Raw genomic sequence first — 19,662 nt, 5'->3', positions numbered from 1 at the left:
CCTCCAAGGTTCTGCGCGGGGCGCCATGGCCGCCGGGCATCGTTCGTTCCGGCATTCAACGCCCCTGCCAGCGGGGCGGGCGGCGTTCGGCAAAGGCCACGGCGCCTTCCCGCGCGTCGGCCGATCCGGCCATCGGCGCCAGCAGCCGGTCGTTTTCCGCCCACAGCGCGGGCTCGGCCGCCCGTTCGGCGGCCCGCATCAGCTCCAGCGTTGCGGTGATGGACAGGGGCGCGCAATCCGCGATTTCGGCGGCCAGTGCCACGGCGGCCTCGCGCGGGTCAGGGTCGTCCGTCCGGCGGCTGACAAGGCCCAGCGACCAGGCCTCGTCCCCGTCGATGATGCGGCCGGTCAGCAGGATCTCGGCCGCGCGGTGGGGCGGGATGCGGGCGGCCAGGCGGAACACCCCGCCAGCGCCCGCAATCAGCCCGCGCCGGGGTTCGGGCAGGCCGAAGCGGGCGCCCGGCCCCGCCACGATCATGTCGCAGGCAAGCGCCAGCTCGAACCCGCCGGCAAGCGCGGGGCCATGCACGGCGGCGATCAGCGGCTTGGTCCGGGCCCGCCGCACCAACCCGCCAAGCCCGCCCGGCCCGTTCAGGATCGCATCGCCTGCCCCGGCGGCAAAGGCCTTGAGGTCCATGCCCGCGCAAAAGGCCGGCCCCGCCCCGCATAGGACGCCGACGCGGATGCCGGGATCATCCTCGATCCGGTCCACCGCCGCGCGCAGCGCATCGCCAAGGGCCGCATCCACGGCATTGCGGGCCTCGGGGCGGTTCAGCGTCAGGACGGCGATGGCGCCATGCGTTTCGAACAGGACGGGATCACTCATGGCTGGCCTCGGGGCTGGCGGCAAACCGTTCCGCCATGCGGCGCAGGTCGGCGCGGATGATCTTGCCGGTGGTGGTCATGGGCATCTCGTCGATGAAATGGACGGCGCGGGGATATTCGTATGCCGCAAGGCGGCGTTTCACATGCTGGGCAATGTCGCGGGCCAGGTCGTCGCCGGGGGCATGGCCATCAGTCAGGGTCACGAAGGCCGCAACGACATGGCCGCGCACCGGGTCTGGCTGACCCACCACGCCCGCCATCCGGACGGCGGGATGGCGCAGCAGGCAATCCTCGATCTCGGCCGGGCCGATCCGGTAGCCTGCCGAAGAGATCACGTCGTCGTCCCGCCCGACAAAGGCGAACCGCCCGTCGGCGCGCCGCGTGCCCCGGTCGCCGGTCTTTAGCCAGCGGCCGCCCGGCCCGTCCACGAACTTGGCCTGCGTGGCCGCGGGGTTGTTCCAGTATTCCAGAAACATCACCGGATCGGGGGCCCGGACGGCGATTTCGCCCTCGGTCCCGTCGGGCAGGACGCGGCCGGTGTCGGGGTCGATCACCGCCACATGATGGCCCGGAGCGGCGCGGCCCATGGTGCCGGGCACGGGGGCCTCGACGGCACAGCAGGCCGACACGATCATGTTGCATTCGGTCTGGCCGTAGAATTCGTTGATGGTGGTGCCGAATACCTGCCGGCCCCAGTCCAGCAGTTCGCGGCCCACGGGTTCGCCCCCGCTGGCCAAGGACCGCAGACGCAGGCCCCATTCGGCGGCGCGGGGTTCCAGCCGCATCAGCTTCAGCGCGGTGGGCGGCAGGAACGCGTTCTGGACGCCCTGGTCGCGCATCAGGTCGAAGGCGGCCTGGGCGGTGAATTTGCGGAACCGGCAGGCGACAACGGTCACGCCGTGATAAAGGCCGGGCAGAAGGACATCCAGAAGACCGCCGATCCAGGCCCAGTCCGCCGGGGTCCACAACCGGTCACCCGGCTGCGGCAGCAGATTGTGGCTGACCTCGACCCCCGGCAGATGGCCCAGCAGAACGCGATGGGCGTGCAGCGCGCCCTTGGGGTTGCCCGTGGTTCCAGAGGTATAGATGAGGATCGCGGGATCGTCCGCCCCCGTCGGCGCGGCGGGATAGCGGTCCGGCTGACCGGCTAAAGCGGCGTCCAGATCGACGATCCTGGTGCCTGGGAACCGGACCTCGGCACCCTTGGGCATGTCCTTGCACAGGATCAGGCGCAGATCTGGCAGGTCGGCAGCAATCCCGGCCAGGACATCCAGGCTGGCCGCGCCCGTGACAATCGCGGCGGCGGCGGAATCGCGCAACCGATGGCGCAGCGCCTCGGGCCCGAACAGCACGAACAGCGGCAGCGAAACGCCCCCCATCCGCGTCACGGCGATATGGGCCACGGCGGTGTCCAGCGACTGCGGCATCAACACGGCCACCCGGTCGCCGGCCACGCCCGGTCGGTGCAGCGCGATGCCCTGACCGGCCAGGACATGCGACAGTTGCGCGGCCCGCGCCGACAGGCGGCGGTAATCGTGCTGCGTCGCAACCCCGTTCTCGTCCACCTCGATAATGGCAAGGCGGTCGGGATCGCGCGCGGCCCAATGGTCGCAAACGGCCACGCCGATGTTGAAATCGACCGGAATCCGCCAGTCGAAGCCGCCCAAATCCCCGGCAGTCAGCGCCGTTCCCTGCACGTCGATCCTGCTCCCCTTCATGGCCGCCTCGGCCGGACGGCCATCCCCGTCAAGACTGTGTGAGGTGTGCCGGAGGGTGTCAAGTCGCCGATCCCATGTCATGGAAGTGTCGTCATTCAACGACCTGGCGTCATTGTCCTGCGTATCCCGCCCCCCTGCCGATCCGGCCGGCCAGCCTTGCCGCGTCACTGCACCGCATCTGGTTTTCGCTCTGTTCCGGGGATAGACTGTTTTCTTCGATGCCATACCCGAGACCCGCCATGCCGCCTCCCCGCCCCCAACCTTTGACCGCGATGGTCAGCCTGACCCTGGCGACCGGGGTGTTCCTGGCCTGGATCGGGCTGCATGTCTTTTCCGTCTGGTTTCTGGATGCGCCGGCCCGCCCCTGGCTGGCCGCGGCCTGCCTGATCGGGCTGACATGGTTGTCGGTGGGGCTGTTCATCGTGGCCCACGATGCCATGCACGGCGCCGTGGCGCCGGGACGCCCCGCGCTGAACGCGGCCATCGGCGGGCTGGCGTTGACACTGTATGCCGGGTTTTCGTGGCGCAGGATGATCGTCAAGCACATGAGCCACCACCGTCATCCGGGAACCGACGACGATCCCGACTTCGGCCACGGCCGGCGGGGCGTGGTGGCCTGGTATGTCGATTTCGTGCGGACCTATTTCGGCTGGCGGGAATTCTTTGTCCTGGGAACGGCGGTGATCCTCTATGCCCTGATCCTGGGGCCGCGCTGGCCCTATGTGGCGTTCTGGGCAGTTCCTTCGATCCTGGCCTCGATGCAGCTTTTCGTGTTCGGCACCTGGCTGCCCCACCGGGAGGACGGCGAGGCGTTCCCGGACCGGCACAATGCGCGATCGACCCCGCTGGCCGTTCCGCTGTCGCTGCTGACCTGCTTTCATTTCGGCGGCTTTCACCACGAACACCACTTGCATCCATCCGTGCCGTGGTGGGCGCTACCGCGTGCGCGGAGGGCAGAGCCATGACCGAACTGCTGATCGTCCTAGCCACCGTGATCGCGATGGAGGGATTTGCCTATTCCGTCCACCGCTGGATCATGCATGGTTCCTGGGGATGGGGCTGGCACAAGTCGCACCACGACCACGACCACGAGGGGACGTTCGAGAAGAATGACCTCTATGCGGTGGTCTTTTCCGTCTTTGCCATTGCGCTGTTCGCCCTGGGCAGCCGCTGGTGGCCGCCGCTGTGGTGGGTCGCCGTGGGGATGAGCGTTTACGGCGTCATCTATTTCTTTGTCCATGACGGGCTTGTCCACCAACGCTGGCCGTTCCGTGCGGTGCCCAGACGCGGCTATTTGCGCCGTCTGTATCAGGCGCATCGCCTGCATCATGCGGTCGAAGGGCGCGAGGACTGCGTCAGCTTCGGCTTTGTTTATGCGCCACCCGTCGATGACCTCAAGGCACAGTTGCACCGGTCGGGGGTTCTGGCGCGCCGCCAGTCGCGCCATCGCGATGCCTGGCGGCCGGGCCGCGACGACGCCTGAGCGGCGGGTCCGGAGGTTCCGGGAATAACGACCCCCCCCAGTCACCGGAACCGGGCGCACACGGATATTTGGGGGAACCCTATGCCGTTCGGACGGTTGTTCCAAGACTTTCGGCAAAAGAGGTTTGACATGAACAAGATGCTGACGACGACGGCCCTGATCGCGCTGCTGGCCGCACCCGGCCTGGCGCAGGCGGCCAACCATGAAGCCGGCACCGCGCCCGCCGATTCCACGACCACCACGCCGGCCCCCGAGGGCACGACCGCCGCGCCTGCCGACGGCATGGGCACCATGCCCGCCGATGGGATGGGCACCATGCCGGCCGACGGCACCGCCCCCGCAGCCGACGGCACCGCGACGACCACCATGCCGGCGGACGGCACGACTGCGCCCGCGACCATGGACACCGTTGCGCCCACCGATACCGCGACGACCGCCGCCACCGGCGCGGCGACCGGAACCGACATGGGCTTTGGCTATACCGCGACTGCGACCGACGTGTCGGCGGAAACCTTTATCGGCAAGAACCTGTATGTGTCCGAAACGGACGTCGATACGGCGGCGACCTATAACGACGTCGATGCAGAATGGAATGACATCGGCACCATCAACGATCTGGTGATCGACAGCACCACCGGGCAGGTCCGCGCCGTTATCGTCGATATCGGAGGCTTCCTGGGCCTGGGCGCGCGGTCGGTTTCGGTGTCGATGGATCAACTGCGTCTGATCCGCGATGGCGACAGCCAGGGCGATTACTTCATCGTCTTCACCTCGACCCGCGAACAGTTGGAAAACGCGCCCGAGTTCGAATGGAACGACATGGGCTGACGCCTGGTCGATTTCCTTCCCGGGCCCGGATCGACCAGTTCGATCCGGGCCTTTTTCGTGACGGGCGCCTGGCTCACTTCAGTGGATCATGGCCCCAGTTCATCAGCGAGAACCGCCACTTGCTGTGTTCCTTGTCGTCCCTCGGCCCGCCTTGGCTGGTATGACGCTTGATATAACCCACCACCTTGGCCATGTGCGCCCAGTCGTCATCGCTCAGATCGGCCTTTTTCTTGTCCTTGATGCGCAGGATGTGGCGGCCCGACTTGTGGCCGGTGCTTTCGCCCTGGCCGCCGCTGTCCCCCACCGATCGGCTGTCATCCGTATCCAGCCAGTCGCGCAGTTCGGAGGGCGCCATGTTCACCAGTCTCTGCCATTCGGACCAGATGTCGTCATGCGATCTCATGCGCGGGCTCCCTGCCTGTCGGGGGCAACGGACGCACAGGTCGCCGGTTCCGGGCCGGGCCGGGCAGGGCCTACCACGGCAAGGGTTCGCCGAAGCGGTCGAAAAAGCCGCCGCTGTGTTGCGGCTCCAGCCGGTCGATGCTGTCCAGCAGGGCGCGGGCGGCTTGGGACGCGGACTGCACCGCCAGGCCGGTCTTGGCGAAAGGCTGCGACAGGCCGGTTTCGACCGTGCCCGGATGGAAGGCCGCGCAGATCGCCCGGGGGTGGGTGCGGCGCAGTTCCACGGACGCTGTGCGGATGATCTGGTTCAGGGCGGCCTTTGACGCGCGATAGGAATACCACCCCCCCAGCCGGTTGTCGCCGATGCTGCCGACCTTGGCCGACAGAACCGCAGTCACGGCCCGTCGGTCGCGCGGCAAGAGGGGCAGAAAATGGCGCAGGACCAGGGCCGGGCCAATGGCGTTGATGGCAAACGATTGCGCCATTGCTGTGGGGTCCAGGTTGCGGAGGGTCTTTTCGGGGGTGATTCCCGCGCCGTGCAGCAGGCCGGTCGCCACCAGGACAAAGGCGGGCGTGCCGTAATGGGCGACCCGTGCCGCGGCACGGGCGATGCTGCCGTGATCGGTCAGGTCCAGGTCGGGGCGGGACAGCCCGATCACCTGGTGGAACGTCCGGCGCCGGGTCAGTTCGGCCACCATCGCTCCGCCGATCCCGCCAGAGGCGCCGATCACCACGGCCATGTCATTCGGCTGAAAGCCCATCCGCCTGCCCGCCTTTCCCCCAAGGGATTGCAGGCTGCATCGGATAAGATGGTTAACTAAAATCAACGCAACCTTTCGTGAACATCCATGTTAACGATTGCTTGAACAGGATGGACCATATGCCGGGCTGGATTGCTGCGATTTCCGACTATTGTTCGCAGGTTCCGCCTTTTCCGTCCCATTCCCGGCCCCCGGCTGGTTTCTGGACAGAGGCCGCCATTCCGGGCGCCAGTCGCCCTGATTCCCCAGCGGTGATCGGCGGTTATCTGCAACGTCTGCCACTGGCGGCGGTCGCCAGCGGTCTTGTCGATCATGCCGAGGTCTGGAGTTTTGCAGGGCGCGACGGGGAATCCGACCGCGACCGGGGGTTGCGGGACGGGACACCCGATCCCGACAGCCCGGCCCTGATCCGGCGGGTCTTTCGTGCCGACGGCCCCGCCCCCTATTCCTCGGCCGAGGCGGTGGAATTCGTCAGGACGGTGGGCGCGCCCGACATCCTGTGCGTCTGGGGCATCGGGGTGGACGCAGCCCTGCTGGAGGCCTGCGCGGGGTCGTTGAAGATCTACAACTCTATCGACGCACCCGCCTTGCGCATCCCGGACGATCTGGCCATGCGCTTTGACCTGTTCCTGACCGGCGCCGACTGGCAATCGCGCGAGATCGAATCCAGGGTTCCCGGCGCGCGCACGCTGGTTCTGCCCATCGGCCCGGCCTTTGCCTCGGGCGAGACATTCTTTCCCACCGGGGCCGACAAGGATCGCGACGTGGTCTATGTGGCCTGCGCGCAGCCCTACAAGCGCCACGATATCCTGTTCGACGCCATGGCCCGCAGGCCCGGCACGCGCGGGCTGCTGGTGGTGGGCTATGGCCATCAGGCCGATGAATTCCGTGACCGCTCTGCCCGCGAGGGCCTGGATCTGGAAATCGTCGGCCCCCCCGGCGTGCCCCATGACGAGGTGAACCGCCAGATCAACCGCGCCCGCGTGGGCGTGGTCTGTGGGGTGGATGACGGCGCGCCCGCGATCTTGACCGAATACCAGTTGGCGGGGCTGCCGGTTCTGGCCAATGCCCGGCTGACCTGCGGTTTGCAGTTCGTGACCCCGGAAACCGGCGCGATCGCCCACGAAGGCGCCGATTTCGCCCAGACGCTTGACATGCTGCTGCGCGACTATGGGCGCTATGACCCCCGGCCGGTCGCGCTGTCACGCTGGGGGTGGCAACCCAGCATGGCGGTGCTGACCGATGTACTGACCGAAATCCGCCATGCAAGGACCATGCGATGAACGACGCCAACCCTGTGATCCCCTTTTCCGCACCGGTCCGCCCCGCCCTGATCTGCTTTTCCCATCTTCGCTGGGATTTCGTGCTGCAACGCCCGCAGCACCTGATGTCGCGCTTTGCGGCCGATTATCGGCTGTTCTTCTGGGAGGAGGCGATCCCGACCGACCATCATCTGCCCTATCTGGAATTCCACGCCTTCGAGGGCACGACCGTCCAGTCGATCCGCCCCCGCGTCCCCGCCCGCTGGTCGCCCGCCGATCAGGCCCGCGCGCTGTCGCGGCTGCTGGATCAGATGATGGGCTTGACCGGCATCCATCGTCCGGTCCTGTGGTTCTATACGCCGATGATGTGGCCCGTGGCGGCCCATGTCGATGCCGCCGCCGTGGTCTATGACTGCATGGACGAGTTGTCGGCCTTCCGCTTTGCGCCGCCCGAAATGGCCGCGAACGAAGCGGCGCTGATGGCGGCGGCCGATGTGGTCTTTACCGGCGGCCATTCCATCTACGAGGCCAAGGCCGGGCGGCACGGCAACATCCACCCGTTTCCCTCGTCGGTCGATACGGCGCATTTTGCCCAGGCGCGGGGCGTCATGGCCGAGCCCGAGGATCAGGCCGGCCTGCCGCGTCCGCGTCTGGGATATTACGGCGTGATCGACGAACGGCTGGATCTGGGGCTGATCGCGGCCCTGGCCGCGGCCCGTCCCGATTGGTCGGTCATCATGGTCGGCCCGCTTGCCAAGATCGCGCCCGGGGATCTGCCTCGCGCGTCCAATATCCACTGGCTGGGGCAGCGTGGCTATGACCAGTTGCCGGCCTATCTGTCGGGCTGGGACGTGGCTCTGATGCCCTTCGCCATGAACGAGGCCACGCGCTTCATCTCGCCCACCAAGACGCCGGAATATCTGGCGGGGGGCGTGCCGGTCGTCTCCACGCCGGTGCGCGACGTGCTGCGCTATTATGGCGGGCTTGAGGCGGTGCGGATCGCCGGCGACGCCCCGACCTTTGTGCGCGCCTGCGACGCGGCTATGGCCCTGCGCAAGGGCGCAGGGGATTGGCGGGACGCGGCCGACCGCCTGCTGGCCGATCTGAGCTGGGACAACACCTTCCGCCAGATGCGCCTGCATCTGGACCGGGCCGTCCATGCCCGGCTGATGCCCGCCCAGCCGGTCAACATTCCGGTGCCGCCGGTCCTGCGGGGGGCGAAAAAGCACGACGTGACGATCTGTGGCGCGGGCTTTGCCGGGTCCGTGCTGGCGCGGCAGTTCGCCGAGGTGTCGGGCAAGCGGGTGCTGCTGGTGGACAAGCGCAACCACATCGGGGGCAATGCCTATGACTGCCTGGACGAAGCCGGCATCCTGATCCACCGCTATGGCCCTCATATCTTTCACACCAACAGCGACGAGGTGTTTTCCTGGCTGGGCCGGTTCACCGAATGGCGTCCCTACGAACATCGGGTGCTGGCGCGGGTGGGCGACAAGTCGGTGCCCATGCCCATCAACCGCACGACCCTGAACGCCCTTTACGGCCTGGACATGCAAACCGAGGCCGAGGCCGAGGCGTTCCTGGCCCGCAAGGCGCAGCCCGTGCGCGACATCCGCACCTCGCGCGACGTGGTGGTCAACGCCATCGGGGCCGAGCTTTATGAAACCTTTTTCCAGGGCTATACCCGCAAGCAATGGGGTCTTGATCCTTCGCAACTGGACAAGTCGGTAACGGCGCGGGTTCCCACCCGGACCAATACCGACGACCGTTACTTTACCGACAGGCATCAGGCCATGCCGAAGGAGGGCTATACCCGGATGTTCGAACGGATGCTGGACCATCCCGGCATCGACATCGCCCTTGGCACCGACTTCCACGATCTCGACGCGGCGGACCGGGGGCGGCAGCTTGTCTATACCGGCCCCATCGACGCCTATTTCGGGCACCGGTTCGGCACGCTGCCCTATCGCAGCCTGCGGTTCCGGCACGAGACGCTGGACGAGGCGCGGTTCCAGCCGGTGGGCGTGGTGAACTTTCCGGCCGAGGACGTGCCCTATACCCGCATCACGGAATACAAGTACCTGACCGGGCAGACCCACGCCCGCACCTCGATCAGCTACGAATACCCCTCGGCCGAGGGCGATCCCTATTACCCGATCCCGTGTCCCGAGAACCAGGCCCTGTTCCGCCGGTATGACGCGCTTGCGGCCGCCGAGCCGGACGTGATCTTTGCGGGCCGCCTGGGAAGCTATCGCTATTACAACATGGATCAGGTCGTGGGGCAGGCTCTGGCCATCCACCGGCGGCTGACGGCGCGGCAGCCCGCGGCGGGCGTCCTGGCGCCTCTGGCATGACCGCTTGATGCGCTGCCTGATCGTGACCGACAGCCCCGAGCCTTCGGGGGTGGGCGAACACATGCTGACCCTGGCCGCCGCCTTGCCGCCCGGCATGGCGTCGCTGGGATTTCCCGACCACGCCGCCGGGCAGGGGCTTGCCGCGCGGGCGCGGCAGAGGGGGCTTGCGGCGACGGTTTTCCACCCCGATGACCCGGATGCCGTTATCACCGCCCATCCGGGATGCATGATCCACGTCCATGCCGGCATCGGCTGGGAAGGCCACGGTCTTGTCGCGGCGGCGGCACGGGCTGGCCGGGCGGTCATCCGGACCGAACATCTTCCCTGGCTTCTGACCGATGCCGACCAGATCGGGCATTATGCCGGGGCCAGCCGCGAGGTGGACGCAATCATCGCGGTCTCGCAGGGGGTGGCGGAGGACTGGCAGGCGGTGCTGAGCAGGATGAACCCTGATCTTCCGGTCCATGTCGTTCCCAACGGCATCGCCGATCCCGGCTTGCGTCGCGGGGATCGGGACGGGATGACGCTGCTTTGCGCGGGTCGCTTTACCCCGCAGAAACTGCACCGGACATTGCTGGCGGCGCTTGCACGGCTGCATCGAAGCGGCCTCGCCGCCCGGCTGGATCTGGTGGGGCAGGGACCGGGCGAGGCGCGCCTGCGCCGCTGGGCCGTGCGGCTGGGGCTGGGCGATCATGTCCGCTTTCTGGGCCGGCGCGAGGACGTGCCCGCGCTGATGGCGGGGTCCGACCTGCTGGTTCTGCCCTCGGGGTTCGAGGGGCTGCCCCTGGCGGTCCTCGAGGCCATGGCCATCGGCCTGCCGGTCGTCGCCACCGATGTTCCCGGCACCGCCGAGGCTCTGGGACCGGATCACCCCTGGCTTGTGCCGCCCCGCCGGTCACGCGCCCTGGCCGATGCCCTGGCACAGGCCCTGACCGATCCCGCGCGCCGCGCCGCTGTGGCCCGGAACAGCCGCGAACGCTGGGCCGCCACTTTCACCGCCGCGCGCATGGCGGCAGACACCCTGGACATCTATCGCCGCGTGTCGCGGCAACGAAGCGAGGACGGAATGACCAAGACAAGGCTGGGCTTCATCGGCGCGGGCGGCATCGCGCATCGCCATTTCGGCGTGCTGCGCACCATGGAGGACGTGCAGATCGCCGCCGTCTGCGACCCGGACAGGGACCGCGCCCGGCAGGCAGCCGAGGCAACCGGGGCCGTCGCCTATCCCGATCACAACGCCATGCTGGCGGCCGGGGATCTTGACGCCGTCTATATCTGCGTGCCGCCCTTTGCCCATGGCGCGCCCGAACGCGCCTGCATCGCCAAGGGCCTGCCGTTCTTCGTCGAAAAGCCCATCTCGCTGGACATCGCCCTGGCCGAGGAGATCGCGGCCGAGGTCGAGGCCGCGGGCCTGATCACCGCCGTCGGATACCACTGGCGATACCTGGACACGATGGACGAGGCGCGCGGCCATCTGGCGCAAAACGCCCCGCATCTGATCCAGGGATTCTGGCTGGACCAGACCCCGCCTCCGCAATGGTGGTGGGATCATGATCGCAGCGGCGGGCAGGTGGTCGAACAGGCGACCCATGTGATCGACGCCGCCCGGTTCCTGGCCGGCGACGTGACCGAGGTGTTCGGCATGTCCGCCCGCCGCGACCGCGCCGATTTCCAGGGCCTGACCGTGCCCACGGCGACGGCCGCCACGTTGCGCTTCGCCAGCGGCGCCATCGCCAACCTTTCGGCCACCTGCCTGCTGCGTTGGAACCACCGCGTCGGGCTGCATGTCTTTGCCGATGGCATGGCGTTGGAGATCACCGACCACGACCTGATGGTGGATGTGGGACGCGGCCGTCCCGTGCGTCCCGCCCAGGGCGATCCGGTCTGGCGCGAGGACCGCGATTTCATCGAGGCCGTGCAGGGCCGCGAAAACCGCATCCGCTGCCCCTATGCCGAGGCGCTGATGACCCATCGCGTGGCCCTCGCGGTCGCGCAATCCGCCCGCGACGGCGCCCTTGTGAAGATGGAGGGGCTGCGGGCTGACCCGCAGCCCATCTTTCGTCCGTCCGCTGCGCAAGGTGCCCCTGATGCCGCATGAGCATCGCCATATCCGGTCCCTGGGCATCGAACGGCCGGGCGAGCCGTATTTCTTCGGCTATGACGAAGGCCCGGCGGGCGACGGGCAGGTGCGGCTGGATCTGATGTATACCGGCCTGTCGGCGGGGACCGAGCTGACCTTCCTGAAGGGCACGAACCCTTATCTGCACAGCCGCTGGGACGACTGGCAGGGGCTGTTCATCCCCGGAGAGCCGTCGGCGCATTTCCCGGTGAATTTCCTGGGCTACATGGAGGTCGCGCGTGTCGTCGATGCCCGCGCGCCGGGTTTCGCCAAGGGCGATGTCGTGGCCACCACCTTCGGCCACAAGACCGGGCACACCGCGAACCCCGCCCATGACCTGCTGCTGAAGATGCCCGACGGCATGGACCCGATGCTGGGCATCTTCGTGGCGCAGATGGGTCCGATCGCGGCGAACGGCATTCTGCACGCCGATGCCGACCAGTTCGGCGCGAATGTCCCGAACCTCGGGGCAGGGGTCGAGGGTCGCCCGGTCCTGGTCTGGGGCGGCGGCACGGTGGGCCTGTTCTGCGCATTGTTTGCCAGGGCTGGCGGGGCCTCGGAAATCGTCGTGGTGGACCCCTCGCCCTTCCGTCAGGACATCGCCCGCAGGATGGGATTCACCGCCATGGCCGAGGACGAGGCCGTGCGATACGCCAAATCCGCCTGGCATCACAAGGTCGGCGGGCGGGGTGCGGAATACGTGTTCCAGACGCGCGCGCGGTCCGACAGCCTCAACCGTTGCCTTCAGGCTTTGCGCCCGCAGGGAACGGTGATCGACCTGGCCTTTTATCAGGGCGGCATGGACGGTGCCCGTCTGGGCGAGGAATTCCACCACAACGGGTTGGCGATCCGCTGCGCGCAGATCAACCGGATGCCGCGTCCGGTGGCCCATGCCTGGGACCAGCGGCGGCTGGCGCGGGAAACGCTGCGCCTGCTGGCGGCCGAGGGCGACCTGATCCGCCAGCACATGATCACCCATGTGGTGCCCTATGGCGACGCGCCCGATTTCCTGCGCCGCCTGGTGGCCGAACGCCCAGACTTCCTCCAGATCGTGTTCGAGGCATGAGCATGGACGGCCCGCAGGTCTGGGGCTTCGTTCCCCCCGAAACCTTTCCCGCGCCCCATGACGGGCACAGGGTGATCCGCATCACCTTCGTGATGGCCTGGTTGGTCGTGGGGGGAGAGGAGACGGAAATCCGTCTGCTGGCCCGCAACCTGCCGCGCGAGCGATACCGCATCACGGTCATCCCCTGTTTCCGCAAGGAGGGGATGCCCGACCAAACGCATCAGCAACTGATCGATTTGGGCGTGGAGGTGGACACCACCCCCTATGGCCTGGGGTTCGAGGACACCATCGACTATCTGCGCCGCAGGCTGGCGGACGCTGATGTGGTCGTGTCCTGCCAGAACGTCGCCGACATCTATCCGGCGCTGGAACGCATGGCGCTGCGTCCGCCGCTGATCGAACATGGCGGTCTGGTGTCCGAGGCCCTGGCCGGACCGAAGCATTTCACCGCCCGCTATGTCGGGGTCTGCGACAGCATCCGGGCGGCGGCGGCGGGCCGGATGTCCGATCGGCCGAGGGACGCCCTGGAAATCCCGTCGATGGTCGATCTGGACGAATTCCACCCCGACCGGCGCAACGGGGTCCGCGCGTCCCTGGGCGTGGCGCCTGATGAGATCCTGATCGGCTGGGTCGGGCGGCTGGACCGCAAGAAGCGGGTCGAGGATCTTGTCGCCGCCGCCCTGAGCATCGCGCCGGTCCATCCCAAGGCGCGCTTTCTGATCGTCGGCGGGCCGGATGCCTTCATGCCGGAATACGCGGATGACTTGCGCCGGATGGCCGAACCGCTGGGCAGGCGTGCCATCTTTACCGGCGACCGCAAGGACGTGCCCGACCTGCTGGCCGCCATGGACATCTTCTGCTGGCTGTCGCGCGGCGAGGGGATGCCCCATGTCATCGCCGAGGCCGGGGCGGCGGGCCTGCCCGTGATCGCCACCCCCGACAACGGCGCCCTCCAGCAGATCGCCGATGGCATCAGCGGCATCTTCGTGCCGCACGAAGACCCCGCCGCCGTGGCCGATGCCATCACGCGGCTGCTGGACGACGCCCCCCTGCGCCAGCGGCTGGGAACCGCCCTGCGGGATCATGTCCATGCCGCCTATTCCGCGCAGGTCGTGGTGCCGCAATGGCAGGCGCTGATCGACACGGTTCTGGCCGAACGGCAACCCGCCCCGCCGCCCGCGACATTCGCCAGCTTCGTGCTGGGGGGATGGGAGGCATCGTCCCACCGGCTGCGCAATGGCCGGCGGCTGGACCTGATCGACGCCATCGGGCACGGCGCCCACGCCGCCCAGGATTACCGGCAACTCGCAGATCTGGGCATCCGCGCCTGCCGCGACGGCGTGCGGTGGCACCGGATCGAAACCGCCCCCGGACGATACGACTTTGCCAGCCTCACGCCGATGATGCGGGCCGCGCGGGACACCGGCACGCAGGTGATCTGGGATCTGCTGCATTACGGCTGGCCCGACGGCCTGGACATCTGGACCCCGGCCTTTGTGGACCGTTTCGCGGCCTTCTCGCGCGCGGTGGCCCGGCATCACCGGGAGATCACCGACGCCGTGCCCTTCTGGTGCCCGGTGAACGAGATCAGCTTTTTCGCCTGGGCCGGGGGCGACGCGCAGTATCTGAATCCCTTCGCCTGCCGGCGCGGATACGAACTGAAGTGCCAGCTCGCCCGCGCGTCCATCGCCGCCATGCACGAACTGCGCGGGGTCGATCCGCGGGCGCGATTTGTCCATGCCGAACCGCTGCTGGCGATCCACCATGACCCGCAAAACGGCCGTCCCCTCTGGGAGGCGCAGGGCCATCACGACGCGCAGTTCCAGGCGTTCGAGCTGATCGCGGGCCGGATGTGGCCGCAGCTTGGCGGCGATCCGTCCCTGCTGGATATCGTCGGGGTCAATTACTACTGGAACAACCAGTGGGTCCACGGCGGCCCGCCCATCGACATGGACCACCCCCGGTATCGGCCCCTGTCCGACCTGCTGGTCGAGGTCGCGGCGCGTTACAGCCGCCCGCTGATGATCGCCGAAACGGGGACCGAGGGCGCGCGGCGCGCGTCCTGGTTCGGCTATGTCAGCGATCAGGTGCGCCGCGCGCGGGAACGCGGCGTCCGGGTCGAGGGGATCTGCCTCTATCCCATCGCCAACCATCCCGGCTGGGACGACGACCGTCTGTGCCCGAACGGGCTGCTGGGCCATGACCCGTCAGACGGCGCGCGCACCGTCGAGGAACCGCTGGCCCGCGAAATCCTGTCTCAGAACACGTCGATGCGATAATCGGCGTGGTCCGTGGTGGCAGGCTGACCGATCGCCCCGGCCAGCAGCGCCACGGCGCGGGGTCCGTCCAGTTCCTCGTCCGTGGGGCCGGTCCAGTTCACGGCGACGATGCGGCCCGCGGCATGGCCGCGCAGCCAATGGCCCAGCAGGGAAATATCGTCGGGGGTCAGGAAATACAGGACCTCGGACAGCAGGATCAGATCGAAGGAACCGTCCGGCAGGTCGCGGGGCGCCATGCCGTGGACCACGGCGACATGCGGCAGATCCGCCAGATGGCGCCGGGCTGCCTCGACCGCGGCGGGGGTCACGTCCATTGCCGTCAGGCGGCGGCAGCGGGGGGCAAGCCTGCGGGACAGCGTGCCATTGCCGCAGCCGATCTCCAGGGCATTGCCAAAGGGGCCGGGGCCGATGGTGTCCAGCGTGGCCGCATATTTCCTGGCCTCATAGGGACTGGTGCGATGGTTCCAGGGATCGTCGCTGCGGCCATACAGCCGGGCCAGGTGATCGAGAACGGATTTACGGGGCAAGGATCACCTCGGGATGGATCAGGAAATGACTTTGCCGCCACGGCTCCATGACAAAGCCGCCGGGATCGTCGTCGATCAGCCGGGTCATCTGGGTGCCGTGGCAGGCCAGGGCGCGCGCCTTGGCCGTGCGCGCGGCAGCGGATGCCAGAACCAGCCGGGCCGGAGCGCTATGGTTGGTGAAGCGCCCCCAGATGGGATAAAAGCCCAGGTCCAGATCGGGCCTTTCGGCGACAACACGCCGGGTCAGGGCCGCCACCCGTTGGTGGTCGATATGCGGGTCCATTCCCCAGCTTGCGAAAGCGAATGCCCCGTGCGGGATCAGCCGGGTCAGGGCCTGGGCTGACGCGGTATCGTCCGGCGCCGCGCAGTCGGGATGGCCCAGCCAATGCGTGACCGCGCCGGGGGCCAGGATCGCCACCGCCCGGTTGAATTCGGCGCGCCGTTCGGCGGCCAGCCGGGCAGGGGGCCAGGCGCGCGATCCCGGATGGGACCGGCTGCCGTCGGTCACGCAGATGACGTGGCAGGGATTGCCCCGCGCATGGGCATCGAACAGCAGCGCACCGCAGCCCAGGGTTTCATCGTCGGGATGCGGCGCGATCACCACCAGGGGACGGTCGCCCAGCAGGTCGGCCACGCTGATCCACGGCGCATCGGTCAGGGCATCCAGAAAACCGCTCATCCGATCCAGCGGGCGCGCAGGGCCTGATCGGCCAGGGTCCGGGCCAGCGATCCCATCGCCAGCCCGTCCGGATCGGCCTGACGCAGATAGAAGTTCAGGTCGCGCCGGATCCGGTCGGCGGGATGGCGCGTGGCAAAGGACGCCGCGCCAAGCGCCTGATCGGCCAGCGACAGGACCGTTGCCGCCTCCTCGGCCGTCTTCAGCCGGGCCAGGATCGCGGTTTCCGCATCCGCCGCCGTGGCCTCGGGCCGCTCTACCGCGCAGGCCGCCTGTTCCAGCCACAGCCGCGCGGTTTCGCAGGCCGTCACCATCCGGTGCAGGCGCATGGCCTGCAGGGGCGCGTCGGCCTGACCGCGGACCTGCAACTGCTCGGCGGTGATCGACATCAGCGCCCGCATCCCGCCCAGATGCACGGCGGCATAGCGCCAGACGCCGCCATGGAAATGCGGCTCGGTCAGATAGTCGCCCGGCTGGCCCAGGGGAACCGCATCGGCCACGGCGAGGCCGTCCAGATCGCAGCGCCCCGACGCCGTGGCCCGCATCCCGGATACCTGCCATTCGTCCGGGAACAGCCGGTCTGCCAATTGGTCGCGCGTAAACAACAAAAGCTGCGGGCGGTCGCCCTGCCGTGCGGTGACGATGATCCGGTCCAGAACGTCGGAGCCGCTGCAAAACAACTTTTGCCCACGCAGGACGCCGTTTTCGATGCGCACCGGCGCCGGACCATCGGCGCCCCAGATGCCGTGCAGCTTGCCGTCGCGGATCGGCTCCAGCGGGCCGCCATGCAGGTGCAGCAGCTTGACCGCGTTCACATGCCCCTCAAGAATTCGGCCCGCCGACAGGCTGGCCCGGCCGATGACGGCCAGGGCATGAACCAAGTCGCGCGGATCGGCGGGGTGATGGGCCAGAGCCTCGCAATCCGCCAGCAGGCCGGTATCGCGCAGCGCGGCGGCCAGAGCGTGACCGGACGGCCCGTCCGGTCCGTCCGGCGGTGCCCCGGCAATGCGGCGGGCGGCCCGTTCGGCCGCTGTCATGCGACCGCCATGGCGGGGGCGCCGTTCATCCAGCGGGCAAATTCGGGCCGGACCCGCCGTTCCACGAAATCCTTCAGACCCGGCAGGCGCCGTTCCAGGTCCGAGGCATGCAGCCGCGGTCCGCAGCACACCGCCCGGTCGGGAAACAGCGGCGCCTGGCTCGCCACGGCCTGCGCCCACAATCGGCGCAGGACGGACAGGGGCAGCATCGCCTGATCGGCCAGGGGGTCGGGGTCCGTCATGCGGCGGCGCAGGCATTCGGCCATGCCGCCCCTGGCGCGGCCGAACAGCCGGGCTGAGACATGGGCGTGCATGTCGGGGGCATAGCGGATCCGCAGCCGATGCCGCTCAGCCTGGTGGATCAGGGCGCGATCCTCGCTTGAGGCGATCGGGGGCAGGCCGCCGATGGCCGCATAGGCATCGCCCCGGATGGCGATCGCGGCGCCCGATTCCGTGTAATGGGGGCGGTCGCCGTCCGCCCGTTGCCGCCCCGCCATCCGGTCGATGCAATGGCGGATCTCGTGGACGAGGGCGCCATAGGCGCCTTCGGCGGCCGCGATGCGCGCGCCCGATGGGGTTGCCAGCACATGCCGGGCATCGGTGCCGATGGTGCCGCAGACCAGATCGGCCCCCTGCGCGACATGGCGCAGTGCCGCCGCCACGAAACCGGGCGCGGGGGTCGCGTCACCGTCGGTGGTCATCAGCAGCGCATCGGCCCGCCAGGCCAGATCCATCGCCAGACGCCTGGCCCGTCCGGCATTGGCCTGCCCGGGGGGAAAGACGGTTTCGACCGTCTCGACGGCCAGGGCGGGATGACGAAAGGCACGCGCCACGCGGGCGGTATCGTCGGTGCAGTTGTTGGCAAGAACCAAGGCGCTGACAGGGCAGGAACCGAATTCTGCCGCAGCCGCCAAGGCCGACAACAGGCGGGGCAGGCGGGCCTGTTCGTTGCGCGCCGGAACGGCAATGGCGATGCGACCGGGCAGGGGGTGGCGGGCCGGGACGTCGCTTGGTGGCCCTGCCGTCAGATCGAATGCCCCATCCATGCCCGGCCCCCTGTTCCTCACGGGTCAACCGCCCCGCATGACCTTCCGTTCCGGCAACAAATGTCAGTCCGGTGATGGCCCTGCGGAGCTGCCCTGCCCCTTGGCCGTTCCGCCGACAGGCAGGGTCGGAGGCGGTCATGGCACCCAGGGCGAACTGGAAAGGCTTCCTGAAAATCGGAAAGGTCAGTCGCCCCGTGGCGCTGTACGCCGCCACACCGACATCCGAGCGGATCGGCTTTCACACCCTGAGCCGCAAGCCCCGGCGCAGCGCGGGCGCCAAGGGGCGCGGGGGCCGTGCCGTGGCAACCTGAGCATCGACAGCCCCGCGGTGCGCGCCCATCGCTCGGCACATGGCGGAAAAGAGGGGACGAAAATTCGGGCCATCGGACGCTCGCGTGGTGGTCCGTCCGCCAAAATCCAGGCTCTGGCAGAGGGTTTCGGGCGAGCGGTGGCGGTCACCCTCAGCCCGGGGAACCCACGCCGACCTATCCAAAGCCCCGGCGCTTTTGGACACATGCCCCGCTTCCGTCCGCCTGCTGGCCGACAAGGGCTGTGACGCAAACAGCCTGCGCGTCCGCCTCGCGGTGTCCGGAACAGGGGCCGTCATCCCCTCGACCAGATCGCGCAAAGCAGCCCATCCCCCACGATGCTGATCCCGACCGCGACAGAAACCGGATCGAGCGCGCCTTCGTCGCCTGAAGGGCACTCAACGCGTCGCCACCCGTTATGACAAGCCGGCCATCAACGTCGCTTCAGCCCTCGCCATCGATACGATCATCGTCTCGTGGACTTGAGTGTGTCCGGAGCCTAGGGCTGCCCCCGTCAGGCGTCCTTTTTGGGAATGATGCTGATGCCGCCGCTGATTTCCAGAACGGCGGCGTCGATCTCGTCCAGTGACTTCAGTCCATTCTGCTCTCGGGCGGTCATCAGGATTTCGTCCGTGCTGACCCGCGACCGGCGCAGGGCGTGATGGTCGATCCGGCCGTTGCTGATCAGGACGGTGGGATGTCCGTCCAGCCATGATGCAATGCGGAACGACCGGGTCTTAAGAAAGGCCAGCAGGACATCCGTTGCAAACAGCGTCACGATCAGCACCAGGGCATTGGTGATCGAGAAATCGTCCCCCAGCAGGGCCTGCTGGGTCGTTTCGGCGATGATCAGCAGCAGCACAAGGTCGAAGGGCGTCATCTGCGCCAGGGTCCGACGCCCCGTCAGCCGCGTCGCCGCCAGAAGAACGACATAGATGGCGATGCCGCGAATGACCGAATCCATCAGGAAC

The 19,662-nt window shown here is 68.3% G+C and carries 17 protein-coding genes; 8 read left to right on the top strand and 9 right to left on the bottom strand.

Features of this window, described 5'->3' with window-relative positions; translation table 11 throughout:
* Positions 1 to 55: 55 nt before the first annotated feature.
* Positions 56 to 826 carry a crotonase/enoyl-CoA hydratase family protein gene (locus tag EYE42_RS11455; RefSeq protein WP_130991468.1) on the bottom strand — a complete coding sequence of 257 codons (771 nt, stop codon included), beginning with the start codon at positions 824 to 826 and terminating at the stop codon, positions 56 to 58.
* On the bottom strand, positions 819 to 2,543 hold the full coding sequence (locus EYE42_RS11450) for an AMP-binding protein (RefSeq protein WP_130991467.1): 1,725 nt from the start codon (positions 2,541 to 2,543) through the stop codon (positions 819 to 821). The genes EYE42_RS11455 and EYE42_RS11450 overlap by 8 nt, the downstream gene beginning before the upstream one ends.
* A 239-nt stretch (positions 2,544 to 2,782) precedes the next feature.
* Between EYE42_RS11450 and EYE42_RS11445 the strand changes: the two genes are divergently transcribed.
* From EYE42_RS11445 to EYE42_RS11435, 3 genes are all read left to right on the top strand, one after another.
* A complete protein-coding gene (locus EYE42_RS11445) occupies positions 2,783 to 3,508 on the top strand; it encodes a fatty acid desaturase (RefSeq protein WP_130991466.1) in 726 nt (241 codons plus the stop codon).
* A complete protein-coding gene (locus tag EYE42_RS11440) occupies positions 3,505 to 4,026 on the top strand; it encodes a sterol desaturase family protein (RefSeq protein WP_130991465.1) in 522 nt (173 codons plus the stop codon). Before EYE42_RS11445 ends, EYE42_RS11440 begins: the two co-directional genes overlap by 4 nt.
* A gap of 129 nt (positions 4,027 to 4,155) precedes the next feature.
* Positions 4,156 to 4,854: a PRC-barrel domain-containing protein gene (locus EYE42_RS11435; protein ID WP_130991464.1), complete on the top strand. Its 699-nt coding sequence runs from the start codon at positions 4,156 to 4,158 to the stop codon at positions 4,852 to 4,854.
* Between the two features lie 73 nt (positions 4,855 to 4,927).
* Here EYE42_RS11435 and EYE42_RS11430 read toward each other — a convergent pair whose 3' ends face one another.
* Together EYE42_RS11430 and EYE42_RS11425 are read right to left on the bottom strand one after the other, a co-directional pair.
* Complete coding sequence (locus EYE42_RS11430) at positions 4,928 to 5,257, bottom strand: DUF3140 domain-containing protein (protein ID WP_130991463.1); 330 nt, start codon at positions 5,255 to 5,257, stop codon at positions 4,928 to 4,930.
* Between the two features lie 70 nt (positions 5,258 to 5,327).
* Positions 5,328 to 6,017 carry an SDR family NAD(P)-dependent oxidoreductase gene (locus tag EYE42_RS11425; protein WP_130991462.1) on the bottom strand — a complete coding sequence of 230 codons (690 nt, stop codon included), beginning with the start codon at positions 6,015 to 6,017 and terminating at the stop codon, positions 5,328 to 5,330.
* Between the two features lie 119 nt (positions 6,018 to 6,136).
* Between EYE42_RS11425 and EYE42_RS11420 the strand changes: the two genes are divergently transcribed.
* From EYE42_RS11420 to EYE42_RS11400, 5 genes are read left to right on the top strand one after another with little or no spacing between them, the layout of a single operon-like run.
* Entirely contained in the window at positions 6,137 to 7,300 is a 1,164-nt protein-coding gene (locus EYE42_RS11420) for a glycosyltransferase (protein WP_211657933.1), read from the top strand.
* Positions 7,297 to 9,633, top strand: a complete 2,337-nt coding sequence (gene glf, locus EYE42_RS11415; RefSeq protein WP_211657932.1) for a UDP-galactopyranose mutase — start codon at positions 7,297 to 7,299, stop codon at positions 9,631 to 9,633. The genes EYE42_RS11420 and glf overlap by 4 nt, the downstream gene beginning before the upstream one ends.
* A 7-nt stretch (positions 9,634 to 9,640) precedes the next feature.
* Positions 9,641 to 11,731, top strand: coding sequence for a glycosyltransferase (locus EYE42_RS16495; RefSeq protein WP_130991461.1), 2,091 nt, complete (start codon positions 9,641 to 9,643; stop codon positions 11,729 to 11,731).
* Positions 11,721 to 12,818 (top strand): zinc-dependent alcohol dehydrogenase, encoded by a 1,098-nt coding sequence (locus tag EYE42_RS11405; RefSeq protein WP_130991460.1) that lies wholly within the window; start codon positions 11,721 to 11,723, stop codon positions 12,816 to 12,818. The genes EYE42_RS16495 and EYE42_RS11405 overlap by 11 nt, the downstream gene beginning before the upstream one ends.
* 2 nt (positions 12,819 to 12,820) lie before the next feature.
* The gene (locus EYE42_RS11400) at positions 12,821 to 15,097 is read left to right on the top strand and encodes a glycosyltransferase (protein WP_130991459.1); all 2,277 of its coding nucleotides are present in this window, start codon (positions 12,821 to 12,823) and stop codon (positions 15,095 to 15,097) included.
* On the opposite strand, the gene EYE42_RS11395 is transcribed toward EYE42_RS11400, so the two are convergent.
* From EYE42_RS11395 to EYE42_RS11370, 5 genes are all read right to left on the bottom strand, one after another.
* Positions 15,076 to 15,624 (bottom strand): SAM-dependent methyltransferase, encoded by a 549-nt coding sequence (locus tag EYE42_RS11395; protein ID WP_130991458.1) that lies wholly within the window; start codon positions 15,622 to 15,624, stop codon positions 15,076 to 15,078. The genes EYE42_RS11400 and EYE42_RS11395 overlap by 22 nt on opposite strands.
* A complete protein-coding gene (locus tag EYE42_RS11390) occupies positions 15,614 to 16,303 on the bottom strand; it encodes a PIG-L deacetylase family protein (protein WP_130991457.1) in 690 nt (229 codons plus the stop codon). The genes EYE42_RS11395 and EYE42_RS11390 overlap by 11 nt, the downstream gene beginning before the upstream one ends.
* A complete protein-coding gene (locus tag EYE42_RS11385; RefSeq protein WP_165455775.1) occupies positions 16,300 to 17,337 on the bottom strand; it encodes an acyl-CoA dehydrogenase family protein in 1,038 nt (345 codons plus the stop codon). Before EYE42_RS11385 ends, EYE42_RS11390 begins: the two co-directional genes overlap by 4 nt.
* Positions 17,334 to 18,383, bottom strand: coding sequence for a glycosyltransferase family 2 protein (locus EYE42_RS11380; RefSeq protein ID WP_130991455.1), 1,050 nt, complete (start codon positions 18,381 to 18,383; stop codon positions 17,334 to 17,336). Before EYE42_RS11380 ends, EYE42_RS11385 begins: the two co-directional genes overlap by 4 nt.
* Before the next feature lie 822 nt (positions 18,384 to 19,205).
* Complete coding sequence (locus tag EYE42_RS11370) at positions 19,206 to 19,655, bottom strand: DUF421 domain-containing protein (RefSeq protein ID WP_130991454.1); 450 nt, start codon at positions 19,653 to 19,655, stop codon at positions 19,206 to 19,208.
* Positions 19,656 to 19,662: the final 7 nt, after the last annotated feature.

This window comes from Paracoccus subflavus (assembly GCF_004310345.1).
GTDB lineage: Bacteria > Pseudomonadota > Alphaproteobacteria > Rhodobacterales > Rhodobacteraceae > Paracoccus > Paracoccus subflavus.
This window is presented reverse-complemented; position numbering and strand designations above follow the sequence as displayed.